This is a genomic window from Streptomyces sp. NPDC052109, from assembly GCF_040680195.1.
Taxonomy (GTDB): domain Bacteria; phylum Actinomycetota; class Actinomycetes; order Streptomycetales; family Streptomycetaceae; genus Streptomyces.
This window is the reverse complement of the sequence record NZ_JBFAWF010000009.1, coordinates 25,881-42,626: the sequence shown is the minus strand read 5'-3', so window position 1 is coordinate 42,626 and position 16,746 is coordinate 25,881. Positions and strand designations below refer to the sequence as shown.

Annotated in this window: 17 protein-coding genes and 1 riboswitch; of the genes, 12 read left to right on the top strand and 5 right to left on the bottom strand. The window is 70.2% G+C overall.

Annotated elements, in window-relative coordinates:
- Positions 1–48: 48 nt before the first annotated feature.
- Entirely contained in the window at positions 49–1,455 is a 1,407-nt protein-coding gene (locus AB0L59_RS19845; protein WP_365585189.1) for a family 2B encapsulin nanocompartment shell protein, read from the bottom strand.
- Positions 1,456–1,768: 313 nt separating this feature from the next.
- Between AB0L59_RS19845 and AB0L59_RS19840 the strand changes: the two genes are divergently transcribed.
- Together AB0L59_RS19840 and AB0L59_RS19835 are read left to right on the top strand one after the other, a co-directional pair.
- Positions 1,769–2,362 (top strand): N-acetylmuramoyl-L-alanine amidase, encoded by a 594-nt coding sequence (locus AB0L59_RS19840; RefSeq protein WP_365585185.1) that lies wholly within the window; start codon positions 1,769–1,771, stop codon positions 2,360–2,362.
- A gap of 117 nt (positions 2,363–2,479) precedes the next feature.
- Positions 2,480–3,373: a pyridoxal-phosphate dependent enzyme gene (locus AB0L59_RS19835; protein WP_365585183.1), complete on the top strand. Its 894-nt coding sequence runs from the start codon at positions 2,480–2,482 to the stop codon at positions 3,371–3,373.
- 30 nt (positions 3,374–3,403) lie between these two features.
- Here the strand turns inward: AB0L59_RS19835 and AB0L59_RS19830 are convergent, their stop codons facing one another.
- Entirely contained in the window at positions 3,404–4,999 is a 1,596-nt protein-coding gene (locus AB0L59_RS19830; RefSeq protein WP_365585180.1) for a Na+/H+ antiporter, read from the bottom strand.
- Positions 5,000–5,060: 61 nt separating this feature from the next.
- Between AB0L59_RS19830 and AB0L59_RS19825 the strand changes: the two genes are divergently transcribed.
- The 3 genes from AB0L59_RS19825 (at position 5,061) to AB0L59_RS19815 (ending at position 7,189) form a co-directional block, all read left to right on the top strand.
- A complete protein-coding gene (locus AB0L59_RS19825; protein ID WP_365585178.1) occupies positions 5,061–5,321 on the top strand; it encodes a UBP-type zinc finger domain-containing protein in 261 nt (86 codons plus the stop codon).
- 324 nt (positions 5,322–5,645) lie between these two features.
- Complete coding sequence (locus AB0L59_RS19820; protein ID WP_009190566.1) at positions 5,646–6,062, top strand: anti-sigma regulatory factor; 417 nt, start codon at positions 5,646–5,648, stop codon at positions 6,060–6,062.
- Positions 6,059–7,189 carry an RNA polymerase sigma factor SigF gene (locus AB0L59_RS19815; protein ID WP_365585176.1) on the top strand — a complete coding sequence of 377 codons (1,131 nt, stop codon included), beginning with the start codon at positions 6,059–6,061 and terminating at the stop codon, positions 7,187–7,189. Before AB0L59_RS19820 ends, AB0L59_RS19815 begins: the two co-directional genes overlap by 4 nt.
- A 13-nt stretch (positions 7,190–7,202) precedes the next feature.
- On the opposite strand, the gene AB0L59_RS19810 is transcribed toward AB0L59_RS19815, so the two are convergent.
- Positions 7,203–7,649, bottom strand: a complete 447-nt coding sequence (locus AB0L59_RS19810) for a hypothetical protein (protein WP_365585174.1) — start codon at positions 7,647–7,649, stop codon at positions 7,203–7,205.
- Positions 7,650–7,867: 218 nt separating this feature from the next.
- Between AB0L59_RS19810 and AB0L59_RS19805 the strand changes: the two genes are divergently transcribed.
- Positions 7,868–8,836 carry a diacylglycerol kinase family protein gene (locus AB0L59_RS19805; RefSeq protein ID WP_365585171.1) on the top strand — a complete coding sequence of 323 codons (969 nt, stop codon included), beginning with the start codon at positions 7,868–7,870 and terminating at the stop codon, positions 8,834–8,836.
- A gap of 331 nt (positions 8,837–9,167) precedes the next feature.
- The gene (locus AB0L59_RS19800) at positions 9,168–9,425 is read left to right on the top strand and encodes a WhiB family transcriptional regulator (RefSeq protein WP_003992873.1); all 258 of its coding nucleotides are present in this window, start codon (positions 9,168–9,170) and stop codon (positions 9,423–9,425) included.
- 207 nt (positions 9,426–9,632) lie between these two features.
- Here the strand turns inward: AB0L59_RS19800 and AB0L59_RS19795 are convergent, their stop codons facing one another.
- Both AB0L59_RS19795 and AB0L59_RS19790 read right to left on the bottom strand, forming a co-directional pair.
- Positions 9,633–11,099 (bottom strand): PAS domain-containing sensor histidine kinase, encoded by a 1,467-nt coding sequence (locus AB0L59_RS19795; RefSeq protein ID WP_365585662.1) that lies wholly within the window; start codon positions 11,097–11,099, stop codon positions 9,633–9,635.
- 341 nt (positions 11,100–11,440) lie between these two features.
- Positions 11,441–12,070: a TetR/AcrR family transcriptional regulator gene (locus tag AB0L59_RS19790; protein ID WP_365585168.1), complete on the bottom strand. Its 630-nt coding sequence runs from the start codon at positions 12,068–12,070 to the stop codon at positions 11,441–11,443.
- A 119-nt stretch (positions 12,071–12,189) separates the two neighbouring features.
- Between AB0L59_RS19790 and nagB the strand changes: the two genes are divergently transcribed.
- From nagB to AB0L59_RS19765, 5 genes are all read left to right on the top strand, one after another.
- A complete protein-coding gene (gene nagB, locus AB0L59_RS19785) occupies positions 12,190–12,975 on the top strand; it encodes a glucosamine-6-phosphate deaminase (RefSeq protein WP_365585165.1) in 786 nt (261 codons plus the stop codon).
- Between the two features lie 202 nt (positions 12,976–13,177).
- Complete coding sequence (locus AB0L59_RS19780) at positions 13,178–13,942, top strand: GntR family transcriptional regulator (protein WP_330337871.1); 765 nt, start codon at positions 13,178–13,180, stop codon at positions 13,940–13,942.
- Between the two features lie 134 nt (positions 13,943–14,076).
- Positions 14,077–14,340 carry a DUF3311 domain-containing protein gene (locus AB0L59_RS19775; RefSeq protein WP_365585162.1) on the top strand — a complete coding sequence of 88 codons (264 nt, stop codon included), beginning with the start codon at positions 14,077–14,079 and terminating at the stop codon, positions 14,338–14,340.
- Complete coding sequence (gene mctP / locus AB0L59_RS19770) at positions 14,337–15,965, top strand: monocarboxylate uptake permease MctP (RefSeq protein WP_365585159.1); 1,629 nt, start codon at positions 14,337–14,339, stop codon at positions 15,963–15,965. Before AB0L59_RS19775 ends, mctP begins: the two co-directional genes overlap by 4 nt.
- 73 nt (positions 15,966–16,038) lie before the next feature.
- Positions 16,039–16,545, top strand: coding sequence for a GNAT family N-acetyltransferase (locus AB0L59_RS19765; protein ID WP_365585156.1), 507 nt, complete (start codon positions 16,039–16,041; stop codon positions 16,543–16,545).
- Positions 16,546–16,567: 22 nt separating this feature from the next.
- Positions 16,568–16,723, top strand: a riboswitch (cobalamin riboswitch).
- Positions 16,724–16,746: the final 23 nt, after the last annotated feature.

Genomic DNA, 16,746 nt, shown 5'->3' with positions numbered 1-16,746 from the left:
GTCTACCCCGCCCGACGGGCGGGAACACGGCCGCGAAGTGCGGAAACGTCACCTCCACCGGCCGATCTCGACGTTCTCCAGCACGCCGAGCGCATCCGGCACCAGTACGGCGGCCGAGTAGTAGGCCGTCACCAGGTAGTTGATGACGGCCTGTTCGTTGATGCCCATGAACCGCACGGACAGGCTCGGCTCGATCTCGTCCGGGATGCCCGACTGCCTGAGGCCGATGACACCCTGGTCCTGCTCACCGGTACGCATCGCGATGATCGAGGTCGTGCGCTCCGGGGTGACCGGGATCTTGTTGCACGGGTAGATCGGCACACCGCGCCAGGTCGGGATGCGGTTGCCGCCGATCTCGACGGACTCCGGGACCAGTCCTCGCTTGTTCAGCTCGCGCCCGAACGCGGCGATCGCGCGCGGGTGCGCCAGGAACAGCTTCGTGCTGCGCCGGCGGCTGAGCAGCTCGTCCATGTCGTCCGGGCTGGGCACGCCGTCGTGCGGCTGGATCCGCTGGTCGTACTCGCAGTTGTGGAGCAGGCCGAAGTCGCGGTTGTTGATCAGCTCGTGCTCCTGGCGCTCCTTCAGCGCCTCGACCGTGAGCCGGAGCTGCTGCTCGGTCTGGTTCATCGGCTGGTTGTACAGGTCGGCCACGCGCGTGTGGATGCGCAGCACGGTCTGGGCGATGCTCAGCTCGTACTCGCGGGGACGCGCCTCGTAGTCCACGAAGGTGTGCGGGATGTCCGGCTCGCCGGAGTGGCCGGCCGCCAGCTCGACCTCCTTCTCACCGTACTTGTTGGTCCGCTGCTCCGGCAGCGAGCGCAGCTGCTCGAGGTGCTCGCGCAGGCTGTCCGCCCGCTCCGCGACCTGCTGGAAGTCCTGGCGGCTGAGGATCAGAACCGTGGTCGCGGTGTCCGCGCGGACGGTGTAGTCCCAGATGGCGTCCGGGTCCATCAGTGCCTGGTCGCCGAAGTAGGCGCCGTCGGCGAGGACTCCGAGGACCGCGTCGTCGCCGTAGGGGCCGGTGCCGATCTTCTCGACCCTGCCGTGCGCCAGCAGGTACACCTCGCCCGTCTGGTTGCCGAAGTCGGCGATCACCTCGCCTGGTGCGAAGTCGCGCTGACGGCAGCGCCGGGCCAGCTCCGTCAGCACCTCCTCGTCCTCGTAGCCGCGCAGGGCCGGGAGCTCGCCGAGTTCGGCCGGGATGACCTCGACCTGGTCCCCGGTCTTCACGAAGGTGATGCGGCCGTCGCCGACGGTGTACGTCAGGCGCCTGTTCACCCGGTACGTGCCGCCGTGTACGTCGACCCACGGGAGTGTGCGCAGCAGCCAGCGGGAGCTGATCTCCTGCATCTGCGGAGCGGACTTGGTGGTGGTGGCCAGGTTCCGCGCTGCCGCCGTCCCGAGGGACTGCTGCGGCTTGCCCTGATCCGTGCGGACCTCTTCGCCTACCGACATAGAGAATTGCCTCCCAGGTATGCCCGGCGCCGAATCGCAGGAGGCACCGGTCTCGGCACCGAGCCTTCCAGCACGGAACGCAGCCGCACCATTACCCGAAAGAGCGGGAATGGATCAACGCGTCACTGGGCACGAAGAGGGCCCCTGTCCAGCGACTTGGGACGCCGGCGACCTGCGCCGTCTGTCCGGATCGGCTCGCACAGCGTACGAACGAGGTGGTCCGGGAGGTCGGGTTTCGGTAGGGGTTTCCCGGAAGACCGGCAGAACGGCAGACCGGCACGGCACGAGATCGGCACGGCACGAAGGAGGCGGCATGGCCCCACCCATGTCCGCGAGCGGGTTTCTGGACGCTCTGCGAGCGGAGGGCGTCACGGTCGTCGAGGTCGGCGACTGGCAGCACCACCACCGCAACCACAAGGGCCCGTGGGGGCCCGTCCACGGCGTGATGATCCATCACACGGTGACCCGGGGCAGCGCGTACACGGTTCAGGTCTGCCGGGACGGCCGTCCGGCGCTGCCCGGCCCGCTGTGCCACGGCGTGATCACCAAGGACGGCACGGTCCACCTGGTCGGCTACGGCCGCGCCAACCATGCCGGCCTCGGCGACGACGACGTGCTGCGCGCGGTCGTCGCCGAGCGGGGACTGCCGCCGGACAACGAGGCGAACACCGACGGCAACCGGCATTTCTACGGCTTCGAGTGCGAGAACCTGGGCGACGGGGCGGACCCCTGGCCGCAGGCCCAGCTGGACGCGATCGAGCGGGCGGCGGCGGCTCTGTGCCGACGGCACGGGTGGTCGGAGCGGTCGGTCATCGGCCACCGGGAGTGGCAGCCGGGGAAGGTGGATCCGCGGGGGTTCGGGATGGACTGGCTGCGGGAACGGGTGGCCGAGCGGCTGAAGGGGTAGCGCCGCAGGGGCAGGTCACCATGGCCGGGGGCGGGTCCATGGGCCGGTCGCGCCCACGCGGCGGAGCCGCACGTCGGCGCGGCCCCACTCCCCTTGCGGGGCGCGTAGCCTGAAGCGGTGACCAGCCCCGACCCGCTCACCCCCCGCCTCCCGTCCCCCCTCCAGGAGGCAAGGGACGACCGGTTCGAGCGGCGCGGTCTGCGCCTCCTCCTCAAGCGCGACGACCTGATCCACCCGGACCTCGTCGGCAACAAATGGCGCAAGCTCGTGCCGAACGTGGCCGCGGCCCACGGCAGGCCCGTGGTCACGTTCGGCGGGGCGTACTCCAACCACCTGCGCGCCACCGCCGCCGCGGGCCGCCTCCTCGGGCTGCCGACCACCGGCGTGGTCCGCGGCGAGGAACTGGCCGGCCGGCCGCTCAACCCCTCGCTGGCCCGGTGCGCGGCGGACGGCATGCGACTGCACTTCGTCGACAGGACGACGTATCGACGCAAGACCGAACCGGCCGCTCTGGCCGCGATCCTGCGCGCGGCCGGCGCCGAGGAGGCGTACGTCGTGCCGGAAGGCGGCAGCAACAGCGCGGCCGTGCACGGTTGCCGTGCGCTGGGAGCGGAGCTGCGCGGGCACACGGACGTCGCAGCGGTCGCCTGCGGCACCGGTGGCACGCTCGCCGGCCTGGCGGCGGGCCTGGCCCCCGGGCAGCGCGCGCTCGGCGTACCCGTCCTCAGGGGCGGCTTCCTCGAAGGCGACGTCGAGGCACTGCAGAAACGTGCCTTCGGCGCCCGTACCGGCTCCTGGTCCCTCGACGAACGCTTCCACTTCGGCGGCTACGCCCGTACGACACCCGAACTGCAGGCCTTCGCCGAGGACTTCGAGGACCGGCACGGGCTGCCGGTGGAACGTCTGTATGTCGCCAAGTTGCTGTACGGACTTGTCGCCCTCGCGGAGGAGGGCGCCTTCGCGCGCGGAACGACGATCGCCGCCGTCGTGACCGGGCGGCCCTTCCCGTAGGGCGGGTCCCGGGGAGCCCGTCCCGTAGGGCTAACCCGCCTCCCGGTACGCCGCCGCCTCCTCCAGATCCAGGCGCCTGAGCAGCGCGCGCAGCATCTCGTCGTCGATGTATCGGTGGTCGCGGAGCCTGACGAAGACCTCGCGTTCGGCGCTGATCACCTCGCGGGAGAGACGGCGGTAGGTGTCGTCGACCGACTCGCCGGTGATCGGGTTGGTCTGGCCGAGGCGCTCCCAGACGGCGTTGCGGCGGCGCTCCAGGACCGTGCGCAGGCGGTCGGCCAGCGGCGGGGGCAGTTCGTTGCGCTCGTCTGAGAGGAGGTCGTCGAGGCGGCGCTCGGCGGCCCGGGAGGCCTGTGCCTGGGCGTTGGCCTCGGCGAGCGTCTCGGCCTGCGGGTCGCGGTCGGGGAAGCGCATCAGGCGGATCAGCGGCGCGAGTGTCAGGCCCTGCACCACGAGGGTGCCGATGACCGTGGTGAAGGTCAGGAAGAGGATCAGGTTCCGCTGCGGGAAGCGGGCGCCGCTGTTCACGGTGAGCGGGATGGAGAACGCGATGGCGAGCGAGACCACTCCCCGCATGGCGGCCCATCCCGTCACGACCGGCGCCCGCCACGTGGGGGCGTCCTCACGCTCCCGGATGCGGCGGAAGAGCCGGCGGGGCAGGAAGGTCGCGGGAAACACCCAGACGAAGCGGGCCGCGACGACGACGAGGAAGACGGCGACCGCGTACCAGACGGCGTCGGCCCCGTGGTAGGCGCGCAACCCCTCGAGGACGGTGGGCAGTTGGAGACCGATCAGCGCGAACACCGCCGACTCCAGCAGGAAGGCGACCATCCGCCACACCGCGTCCTCCTGGAGGCGGGTGGCGAAGTCCACCTCCCACGCGCGGTGCCCGAGATAGACCGCGACCACCACGACCGCGAGGACGCCGGAACCGTGGAACTGCTCTGCGACGCCGTAGGCGACGAACGGGATCAGCAGGGAGAGGGTGTTCTGGAGCAGCGCCTCCGTCAGATGGGTGCGCAGCCAGTGGATCGGCACCATGAGCACCAGCCCGACGAGCACACCGCCGACGGCGGCCCGCAGGAACTCCTCGATGCCGCCCGTCCAGGTGGCGCCCGCACCGACGGCCGTTCCGAGGGCGACCTTGTAGGCGGTGATCGCGGTGGCGTCGTTGAGCAGCGACTCGCCCTGGAGGATGGTGGTGAGCCGGGACGGCAGACCGACCCGGCGAGCGATCGCCGCGGCCGCGACCGCGTCCGTCGGCGCGACCACCGCGCCCAGCACCAGCGCGGCGGGCAGCGGCAGCCCCGGGACGACGAGATAGGCGACCCAGCCGACCGCGAAGGTCGCGAAGAGCACGTACCCGATCGACAGCAGTCCGACGGGCCGCATCTGGGCGCGCAGATCGAGGTACGAGCTCTCCGTGCCCTCCTTGTAGAGGAGCGGCGGCAGCACCAGGGGCAGGACGATGTTCGGGTCCAGCGTGTAGTGCGGGACCCCGGGAAGGTACGAGACCGCCAGGCCGACGGCGACCAGCAGCAGCGGCGCCGGCACCGGAGTGCGCCGGGCGGCCCCCGCGATCGCCGCACTGCCCGCCACCAGCAACAGCAGCGGCATCACGTCCATGGTCCTCGCCCACCCTCGTTTTCCGCGCGGCCACCCGCACGCCCGTCGTAATCTGGCAATCATGAAACAGTGCACGCACGCCGACGCGCTGCCGCACCCGGAACCGGATCCGCTCGACGCGACCTGCCCGGAGTGCCTGCGGGACGGCACGCACCCGGTGCAGCTGCGCCTGTGTCTCACCTGTGGTCACGTCGGCTGCTGCGACTCCTCGCCGGGGAGGCACGCGACGCGGCACCACGAGGCGTCCGGTCACCCGATCATGCGCTCGTTCGAACCCGGCGAGGACTGGCGGTGGTGCTTCGTGGACCACGTGCTGGTCTGAGCGGCCTTGTCGGAGGGGCTCCGCGCATGATCGCATTCCCGCCCGACAGCGTTCTCGTGTGACACTGCAATCGGCGGTGGCCGCACGACGGTTCGAGCGTCTGACGTCTGGGTACGTCAATCCGGCGCGCGCACTTCCCATTTGGGCCCGCCGACCCTCTAGACACGGAGCGTATGCGCAGCTTTACTGTGAGTGACGCCAGGGGGGTTGGGGTCCCGGGACAGAAACGTTCGGAGCGCGATAGCGTCACCGCGGAACCACGTACGCGTTAGCCCGAGGGGCGACCCTCGGCCCCGTAAAGCTTGTACCACCATGGAGGTGAGGGTGTCCCAGATCGCAGGCGAGCCCGCGGCGAATCAGGACTTCGTGGAAGTCCGGCTGCCGGCTGCGGGTGCCTACCTGTCGGTGCTGCGGACGGCCACGGCCGGTCTCGCGGCCCGCTTGGACTTCACCCTGGACGAGATCGAGGACCTGCGCATCGCCGTGGACGAGGCCTGCGCGATCCTGCTCCAGCAGGCCGTGCCCGGCTCCGTGCTCAGCTGTGTCTTCCGGCTCGTCGACGACTCGCTGGAGGTCACGGTCTCGGCGCCGACCACGGACGGTCACGCCCCCTCGCGGGACACCTTCGCCTGGACGGTGCTCTCAGCCCTCGCGGGCAAGGTCTCGTCCGCCGTCGACGAGGACAAGACCGTGTCGATCAGCCTCTACAAACAGCGCGGCGCGGGCCCTGGCCCGGCGTGAGGAACGGGGACGGTCCGGTGCGGGACGAAGAGCGCGGCACACGGGAGCTGCCGGCCGGGGACGGGGGTGCCCCCTGGCCGAACACGGGTGACGTCTCAGGGGAGGCCCCCCGGGACGGTTCCCGACGCACGGCGGACGGCATCGACGGCATCCCCGAGCAGGCCAGACCGCACCCGGAGGGGGACTCCGCGCGTGCCGGCGGTGACGGTGCCGTGCAGGGCGTACCGGCGGAGGGATCCGGCGCCGGGTCCGCCGTCCGCGCGGGAGCCAGGCCTCGGGGAAGGGCTACGGGCGGGACGATGAGCGAGCACGAGCGGTACGCCGAGGACGACGCGCCGGACGCGCAGGCAGTGCAGGCCGCACACCACGACCCCCAGGACCGCAGTGGGGCGCGGGCGATGTTCGTCGAGCTGCGCAAGCTGAACGCGGGCAGTGCGGAGTACGCGGAGCTGCGCAATCAGCTGGTCCGTATGCACCTGCCGCTCGTGGAGCACCTGGCGCGCCGCTTCCGCAACCGCGGCGAGCCGCTGGACGACCTCACCCAGGTCGCCACGATCGGTCTGATCAAGTCCGTCGACCGGTTCGACCCGGACCGCGGCGTGGAGTTCTCCACGTACGCCACCCCGACCGTCGTCGGCGAGATCAAGCGCCACTTCCGCGACAAGGGCTGGGCGGTCCGCGTCCCGCGCCGGCTGCAGGAGCTGCGGCTCGCGCTGACCACGGCGACGGCCGAGCTGTCGCAGCTGCACGGCCGCTCCCCCACCGTGCACGAGCTGGCCGAGAAGCTCGCCATCTCCGAGGAGGAGGTGCTGGAGGGCCTGGAGTCCGCGAACGCGTACTCCACGCTGTCCCTGGACGTCCCCGACACCGACGACGAGTCCCCGGCGGTCGCCGACACCCTCGGTGCGGAGGACGAGGCGCTGGAGGGTGTGGAGTACCGCGAGTCCCTCAAGCCGCTGCTGGAGGACCTCCCGCCGCGCGAGAAGCGGATCCTGCTCCTGCGCTTCTTCGGGAACATGACCCAGTCGCAGATCGCACAGGAGGTCGGCATCTCCCAGATGCACGTCTCCCGGCTGCTGGCCCGCACGCTGGCCCAGCTCCGGGAGAAGCTCCTCGTCGAGGAGTGATCCGCGGAGGGAACTATTCGGCGCGACCCGGTCCCTTGATGCCGAGGGCCCGGGTCGTCTCGCCGTTGACGAGCAGCACCAGCGCCGCCACGGCCACGACGGCCAGGACGATTCCGGCCGGGATCGCGATGCTGTCGGCCTTGAGCAGGTTGTAGGCGATCGGCAGCGCCATGAGCTGGGTGATCACGGCGGGGCCGCGGCTCCAGCCGCGCCGCAGCAGCAGTCCGCGGGCGGCGAGCAGTGGCAGCAGCGCGAGCACGGCCAGGGTGATGCCCAGGGTCACGGCCTGCTGCCGGTCGTCCGGGTCGCCCGCCAATCCGAGGACGAGCACCCACAGCCCGCCGACCATGAGCGCGACACCCTCCAGGCCGGCCAGCAGGGCGGCATACGTCAGCCGACGGGGGCGGGGCGCCGCGGCGGCTTCAGCGGTGTCCTGGGCGGGGTTCTGCTCACTGCTCACCCCAGCAGGGTAGCGGGGTCGGTGCCGAGCGCCCCGAAAGGGGGCGCTCGGACCGCGCGACCGGCCGCGACGCATACGCGGCCGCCGGACCGCAACGCACCCCGGGCTCATGGGCGTCACCACCGCCCGCACCACGTATCCAGGCTCACGCCCGTCCCTCTTACCGGATCCCTACCTCGGTATGGGCCCGGTACCCCCCAGTAGGTACGCTGCCATCCATGCGTGCACTTCTCGTGGTCAATCCGGCGGCAACCACCACAAGCGCACGCAGGCGCGACGTGCTGATCCACGCGCTGGCCAGCGAGATGAAGCTGGAGGCGGTCACCACCGAGTACCGCGGGCACGCGCGCGACCTCGGCCGGCAGGCGGCGGACAGCGACGACATCGACCTCGTGGTGGCCCTCGGCGGCGACGGCACGGTCAACGAGGTCGTCAACGGCCTCCTGCACGCCGGCCCCGCCCTGGACCGCCTGCCCGGTCTCGCCGTCGTACCCGGCGGCTCCACGAACGTCTTCGCCCGCGCCCTCGGCCTGCCCAACGACCCGGTGGAGGCCACCGGCGCCCTGCTGGACGCGCTGCGGGAGGGCCGGGAGCGGGTCGTCGGGCTCGGACTGACCTCGGGCACGCCCGGCACCGAGGACGAGGCCGTCCCGGACCGCTGGTTCACCTTCAACGCGGGACTGGGATTCGACGCGGGTGTCGTCGGCCGGGTGGAGCAGCAGCGCGAGCGCGGGAAGAGGTCGACCCACGCGTTGTACGTACGCCAGGTGATCCGGCAGTTCCTCGGCGAGCCGAACCGCCGGCGCGGCTCGATCACGCTGGAGCGACCCGGCGAGGACCCGATTGCCGATCTCGTGGTGGCCATAATCTCGAACACGTCCCCCTGGACGTATCTCGGCAATCGCCCCATGTACACGTCGCCTAAGGCCTCGTTCGATACCGGCGTCGACGTACTCGGTCTCAGCCGTCTGTCGACGGCCGCGGTTGCCCGGTATGGCACCCAGTTGCTCACTTCGTCCCCCGAGCGCGGCCCCCACGGCAGGCACGTGGTCTCACTGCACGATCTGGACCAGTTCACCTTGCATTCGAAGGCGCCGCTCCCCCTGCAGATGGACGGAGACCACCTGGGACTGCGTAGCAGCGTGACGTTCACAGGCGTACGCCGTGCACTGCGTGTGATTGTGTGAGCGGAAAGGGCGAAAGTCCTTTCACTCGAACGTTTAGGCCAGGATCCACCCCATGGAAGTACGGCTGTGACCTAGTCGACACCGAGGAATCAAAAAAAACTTTCCGGAAGGGGTTGTATCCGCCGCTGAGGTTTGCGAGTCTCTACGTGGCGATCGGGACGGCCCGCAACACCGGCCTCCACTGATCACCAGAACCCCTCTTCATACCCCAGGACCACGCCGGGGAGACTCGGCGGTCGGCCCTTCACTTGTTGAGGGATTCGTGAAAGCGTTCACATTCACAAGCAACCTGCACGTAATACGTTCAGAGAACCTAGGAGAGGTAGCAGCCATGGACTGGCGTCACAACGCCGTTTGCCGCGAGGAAGACCCCGAGCTCTTCTTCCCCATCGGCAACACCGGTCCTGCGCTGCTGCAGATCGAGGAAGCCAAGGCCGTCTGCCGTCGCTGCCCGGTGATCGAGCAGTGTCTGCAGTGGGCGCTCGAGTCCGGTCAGGACTCCGGCGTCTGGGGTGGTCTCAGCGAGGACGAGCGCCGCGCCATGAAGCGCCGCGCCGCCCGCAACCGGGCTCGTCAGGCCTCCGCCTGACATACCCACCCCTGCTGACAGCCTGAGCTTGGCGGCGCGTGCAGCACGCACGCATCTCCCGCCCCCGAGCCGCAGCGCGCAGTATCCCCCGATGCGCTTAGCCCTACAGCGGAGCAGCAACGAGCACAAGCCTCGGACCGACGGCGGTCCGGGGCTTTTTGCTGTCCTCCTGCGCCCCCGAACGCCCGGCCACGTACGGTAGTCGGGCTACTTCTGCGCCCGCACCGGAATATCGAGGATCACCCTGGTTCCCCGGCCCGGCGCCCGGACCATGTCGAACGATCCCCCCAACTCCCCTTCCACCAGGGTGCGTACGATCTGCAGGCCGAGGTTGCCCGAGCGGTGCGGGTCGAAGTCCGCGGGCAGGCCGACGCCGTCGTCCTGGACGGTGACGAGCAGGCGGGCCTCCTTGGTGGTGCCGCCACGGACCGCGGAGACCTCGACCGTGCCGGTGTCGCCCTCGCGGAAGCCGTGCTCCAGGGCGTTCTGGAGCACCTCGGTGAGCACCATCGACAGCGGGGTGGCGACCTCGGCGTCGAGTATCCCGAAGCGCCCGCTGCGGCGGCCGGTCACCTTGCCCGGTGAGATCTCGGCGACCATCGCCAGCACGCGGTCGGCGATGTCGTCGAACTCGACCCGCTCATCCAGGTTCTGAGACAGCGTCTCATGCACGATCGCGATCGAGCCGACCCGGCGGACGGCCTCCTCCAGGGCCTCACGGCCGCGCTCGGAATCGATGCGCCGGGCCTGCAGCCGCAGCAGCGCGGCCACCGTCTGGAGGTTGTTCTTCACCCGGTGGTGGATCTCCCGGATGGTCGCGTCCTTGGTGATCAACTCGCGTTCGCGGCGCCGCAGTTCGGTGACGTCCCGGCACAGCACCAGCGAGCCGATCCGGGTGCCCTTGGGCTTGAGCGGGATCGCCCGGAACTGGATCACCCCGTCGTTGGCCTCGATCTCGAACTCGCGCGGCGCCCAGCCGCTCGCGAGCTTGACGAGCGCCTCGTCCACCGGGCCACGGGTCGGGGCGAGTTCTGCGGTGATCTGCCCGAGGTGGTGGCCGACCAGGTCGGCGGCGAGGCCGAGCCGGTGGTAGGCGGACAGGGCGTTCGGGGAGGCGTACTGGACGATGCCGTCGGCGTCCAGCCGGATCAGACCGTCGCCGACACGCGGCGAGGCGTCCATATCGACCTGCTGGTCGGGGAAGGGGAACGATCCTGCCGCGATCATCTGCGCGAGGTCCGAGGCGCTCTGGAGATAGGTCAGCTCCAGCCGGCTCGGGGTGCGGACGGTGAGCAGATTGGTGTTGCGGGCGATCACGCCGAGGACACGGCCGTCGCGCCGTACGGGGATGGACTCGACCCGTACGGGGACCTCTTCGCGCCACTCCGGGTCGCCCTCGCGCACGATCCGGCCCTCGTCGAGCGCCGCGTCCAGCATGGGCCGCCGGCCGCGCGGGACGAGGTGGCCGACCATGTCGTCCTGGTAGGAAGTGGGGCCGGTGTTGGGGCGCATCTGGGCGACCGAGACGTACCGGGTGCCGTCCAGGGTCGGAACCCACAGGACCAGGTCGGCGAAGGAGAGGTCGGAGAGCAGCTGCCACTCCGAGACCAGCAGATGCAGCCACTCGAGGTCGGAGTCGTCGAGTGCGGTGTGCTGGCGGACCAGTTCGTTCATGGAGGGCACGTCTGCGAGCGTACCCGCACGTTTGAACGTGGCTGAAAAACACCCGCGGGCCGCGGCGCCTGGAAGGGACCCTCAACCCTCCCGGCACCGCAGCCCGGAGCATCATCGGCCGTGGGGTGTGCGGTCCCGGTCGGCCGAAGGTCGAGGAGCCGGGGCAGTCAGGGCAGAGAGCGCCGGTTCCTCGATCCGCCTTCCTGTGCGGGGAAGACGGAGGCTTGTTCACTTGGATTGTGGACTAGACCACAAGGATGTGTCCATGGTCTTGTCGGCATGCACGAAGACTGCACGACAAGATGATGGCACCCGATGCCACGCAGCCTAGCCCGCCCGGGTCAGCCGCGGGGCCAGATGGCCATGGCAATTTCCCCGAGCGCCTCCAGCTCCTCCCGGCTCGCTCCGTCGCGCGCCTGCTGGGACATGCCCTGGATCATCGCGGCGGTGTGCCGGGCGAGAGCGGCGGCGTCGGTGGCGGCGGGGAGCAGCCCGGCGGCGACGTCCGCCCGGATCCGGGACTCGAAGGCGGCGGTGTTCGCCTGGCGCCGCTCCCGCAGCAACCGCTCCACCTCGGGGCTGGTGCAGTTGGTGGCGGCGTGCACGACCAGGCAGCCGTTCGGATGTCCGGGGTCGGTGTACTCGGCGGCGGCCTCGCGCAGGATGCGCGCCACGGCGGCGCGGGCGGTGGGCTCCTCGGCGAGGGCGCGGTCGCCGAAGGCGCCGTACGTGTCGCCGTAGAGCCGCACGACCTCCTCGAACAGGGTCCGCTTGTCACCGAAGGCCGCGTAGAGACTCGGGGCGCCGATGCCCATGATCCTCGTGAGGTCGGAGACCGAGGTGGCCTCGTAGCCGTGCCGCCAGAAGGCCATGAGCGCCTTCTCCAGTGCGGTGGCACGATCGAAGGAGCGCGGCCGGCCCCGCGTCCTGGAGGCCGCCGCCCGGGTTCCCGTCTCCTGACCGCTCACCATGAGGGTCATTTTATAGCGGGCCCTAGAGAAAAAGAGGCGCTCATCGAAGGACCCGATTCTGTTAGATTGGTCTAAACCACATAGACGCACAGAGCCCACTTCAGAACGGCAGGCCCAGCGTGGAAGTTGTCATCGTTCCGGACGCCGCGGCGGGCGGCGAGCTGATCGCCGAGGCCCTGGCCCAGCTGCTGCGACGCAAGCCCGACGCCCTGCTCGGCGTGGCCACCGGCTCCACCCCGCTGCCCATCTACCAGGCACTCGCCGCGAAGGTGCGCTCCGGCGCCGTGGACACCTCGCGGGCGCGCATCGCCCAGCTCGACGAGTACGTGGGGCTGCCCGCCGACCACCCCGAGTCCTACCGCTCGGTCCTGCGCCGGGAGGTGCTGGAGCCGCTCGGCATCGGCATGGACGCGTTCCTCGGACCCGACGGCACCGCCGCGGACATCCAGGCGGCGTGCGAGGCCTACGACCACGCGCTCGCCGAGGCCGGCGGGGTGGACCTGCAGTTGCTCGGGATCGGCACCGACGGGCACATCGGCTTCAACGAGCCCTGCTCGTCGCTCGCCTCGCGCACCCGGATCAAGACGCTGACCGAGCAGACCCGGGTCGACAACGCCCGCTTCTTCGACGGCGACATCGAGCAGGTGCCGCACCACGTCATCACCCAGGGCATCGGCACCATCCTGGAGGCCCGGCACCTGGTGCTGCTGGCTACCGGCGAGGGCAAGGCGGACGCCGTCGCCGCGACCGTCGAGGGCCCGGTCGCGGCCGTCTGCCCGGCCTCCGCGCTCCAGCTGCACCCGCACGCCACGGTGGTGGCGGACGAGGCCGCCGCGTCCAAGCTGAAGCTGGCGGACTACTTCCGCCACACCTACGCGGGCAAGCCGGACTGGCAGGGGATCTGACCGTCACCGGCGGGGTCCGGCAGGAGAACCGCGCCGGGCCCCGCCCGCCCCCGATGGACTAGACCAACACCGGGTGCGACGGTATACAGAGGAGATCACGGAGCGTGCGGGTGGACTCCTGACAGACGAAGCCGTGCCACGATGTGAGGCGCGGCCGATGTCAGGTCGGTCGCTTCGGCATTCGGAGCCGGGAAGGCAGAGCATGAGCACCGACGTCAGCAGTGCGGAGAACGAGGCCGGGACGACCGTCCGTACGGCGCGCGTGCCCAAGTACTACCGCCTGAAGAAGCACCTGCTCGACATGACGGAGACCCAGGCGCCGGGCACGCCGGTCCCGCCCGAGCGCACGCTGGCGGCCGAGTTCGACACCTCCCGCACCACCGTCCGCCAGGCCCTGCAGGAGCTGGTCGTGGAGGGCCGGCTGGAGCGGATCCAGGGCAAGGGCACCTTCGTCGCCAAGCCCAAGGTCTCCCAGGCGCTGCAGCTCACCTCCTACACCGAGGACATGCGCGCCCAGGGCCTGGAGCCGACCTCGCAGCTGCTGGACGTCGGCTACATCACCGCCGACGACCGGCTCGCCGGGCTCCTCGACATCGCCGCCGGCGGACGCGTACTGCGCATCGAGCGGCTGCGCATGGCCAACGGCGAGCCGATGGCCATCGAGACCACCCACCTGAGCGCCAAGCGCTTCCCGGCCCTGCGCCGCTCCCTGGTGAAGTACACGTCCCTCTACACGGCCCTCGCCGAGGTCTACGACGTCCACCTCGCCGAGGCCGAGGAGACCATCGAGACCTCCCTGGCCACCCCGCGCGAGGCGGGCCTGCTCGGCACCGACGTGGGCCTGCCCATGCTGATGCTCTCCCGCCACTCCCTGGACCGGGAGGGCAAACCGGTGGAATGGGTGCGCTCGGTGTACCGGGGCGATCGCTACAAGTTCGTGGCGCGGCTCAAGCGCCCGGCGGAGTGAGGCGCGCAGGACCCGTGGACGTTCGCTGAATCGATATACCGATATACGGACGAGGTCTTCCGCTGCCGCGACACCGTCACCTAGATTGCCTGCGCATTACACAGGTGATCAGTGAGGGGACGGAGAGCCGTGGCATGTCCGATACGCCTGAAGTGAGACCACCGGTCGTCACACCGGTCCGCGTGATCATCGCCGTCTGTCTCATCGCACCCTTCGTGGCGATGCTCTGGGTCGGCTCCTACGCGAAGACGGATCCCGCCTTCATCGGGATCCCGTTCTTCTACTGGTACCAGATGCTCTGGGTGCTGATCTCCACGGCGCTCACCATGACCGCGTACCAGCTGTGGCAGCGCGACCAGCGCGCCCGTACCGCTCGGAAGGGCGGTGAGGCGAAGTGAAGGGCGGCGTCAACGGCGTCGCGCTCGGCGTCTTCATCTTCTTCTTCCTGGCCGTCACGGTCATGGGCTTCCTCGCCGCACGCTGGCGCAGGGCCGAGAACGAGCACTCCCTGGACGAATGGGGCCTGGGCGGACGGTCGTTCGGCACCTGGATCACCTGGTTCCTGCTCGGCGGCGACCTGTACACGGCGTACACCTTCGTCGCCGTACCGGCGGCGATCTACGCGGCGGGCGCGTCCGGCTTCTTCGCGGTGCCGTACACGATCCTGGTGTACCCGCTGATCTTCACGTTCCTGCCGCGCCTGTGGTCGGTGTCCCACAAGCACGGCTACGTGACGACCTCGGACTTCGTGCGCGGCCGCTTCGGCTCCAAGGGCCTGTCGCTCGCGGTGGCGCTGACGGGCATCCTGGCGACGATGCCCTACATCGCGCTCCAGCTCGTCGGCATCCAGGCGGTGCTGGACGTGATGGGCGTGGGCGGCGGCGACAACACGAACTGGTTCGTGAAGGACCTGCCGCTGCTGATCGCCTTCGGCGTGCTGGCGGCGTACACCTACTCCTCCGGCCTGCGCGCCCCCGCCCTGATCGCGTTCGTCAAGGACGCGCTGATCTACATCGTCATCGCGGTGGCGATCATCTACATCCCGATCAAGCTGGGCGGCTTCGACGACATCTTCGCCAAGGCGGGCCACGCGTTCAGCCAGGTCAACCCGGCGACGGGCAAGCCGCGCGGCGCGCTCGCCCCGCCGGAGGCGGGCCAGTGGACGTACGCCACGCTCGCGCTGGGATCGGCGCTCGCGCTGTTCATGTACCCGCACTCGATCACCGCGACCCTGTCCTCCAAGAGCCGTGAGGTGATCCGCCGCAACACCACGATCCTGCCGCTGTACTCCCTGATGCTGGGCTTGCTGGCGCTGCTGGGCTTCATGGCGATCGCGGCCGGCGTCAAGGTCACCAACGGCCAGCTGGCCATCCCCCAGCTGTTCGAGGACATGTTCCCGGACTGGTTCGCGGGCGTGGCCTTCGCGGCGATCGGCATCGGTGCGCTGGTCCCGGCGGCGATCATGTCCATCGCGGCGGCGAACCTCTTCACCCGCAACATCTACAAGGACTTCATCAAGCCGGACGCCACGCCGAAGCAGGAGGCGCAGGTCTCCAAGTTCGTGTCGCTGCTGGTGAAGGTGGGCGCGCTGGTCTTCGTCCTCACCATGGACAAGACGGTCGCCATCAACTTCCAACTGCTCGGCGGCATCTGGATCCTGCAGACCTTCCCGGCCCTGGTCGGCGGTCTGTTCACCCGCTGGTTCCACCGCTGGGCCCTGCTCGCCGGCTGGGCGGTCGGCATGGTGTACGGCACGGTCGCCGCGTACGGCGTCGCCTCCCCGACCCAGAAGCACTTCGGCGGCTCGGCGAAGGAGATCCCCGGCATCGGCGAGATCGGCTACATCGGCCTCACGGCGTTCGTGCTGAACGTCGCGGTCACCGTGGTCCTCACCTTCGTCCTCAAGGCCGTGAAGGCCCCCGAGGGCCTCGACGAGACCAGGCCGGAGGACTACACGGCGGACGCGGGAGACCCGGGAGTCCAGGTGGAGCTGCCGCCGGCGACGGCGGGAAGCGTCCATTAGTCCCGATCAGCGCGACAGCGGGCCGCCGGAAAGCGCATGCGACGGCGGCCCGCTGTCGTACACACTCGCCCGCATGGACATCCGGATCCGGACAGCGGAACCCAGCGAGTACGCCGCGCTCGGCGAACTCACCGCCCGTGCCTACCTGGACGACGGTCTCCTCGACTACGGCGAGAGCGACCCGTATCTGCCCGTGCTCAAGGACGTCGCCGCGCGCGCGGCCGCAGCCGAGGTCCTCGTCGCCGTTGCGGGCGACCGGGTCGTCGGCGGCGTCACCTTCGTCCCGTCCGGCGGCCCCGTCGCCGACATCGCCCGCCCCGGCGAGGCCGAGATCCGGGCGCTCGCCGTCGTACCCGACGCACGCGGCCGGGGCGCCGGCGAAGCCCTGGTCCGCACCTGCCTCGAACGCGCCCGCTCCACCGAGGGCTGCACGGCCGTGGTGCTGTCGAGCCAGCGCAGCATGCACGCCGCCCACCGGCTCTACGAACGCCTGGGTTTCGTTCGCACGCCCGAGCGGGACTGGAATCCCGTGCCGCATCTGGACGACATCACTCTGCTCACCTACCAGTTGACGCTCTGAGACCGACGCGACACAACATCTGGGGGTGACGCGACAGCCCGGCACTAGATGTATGCTCATCCTCGCTGTCGCCGCAGGGGAATCCGGTGCGAATCCGGAACTGTCCCGCAACGGTGTACTTGTGTGCCTTCGCACGCCTGTGTCAGTCCGAGGACCTGCCGGCAGCGTGCGCCCGGCCGTCCGGCCAGGGTGCCTTCCGAC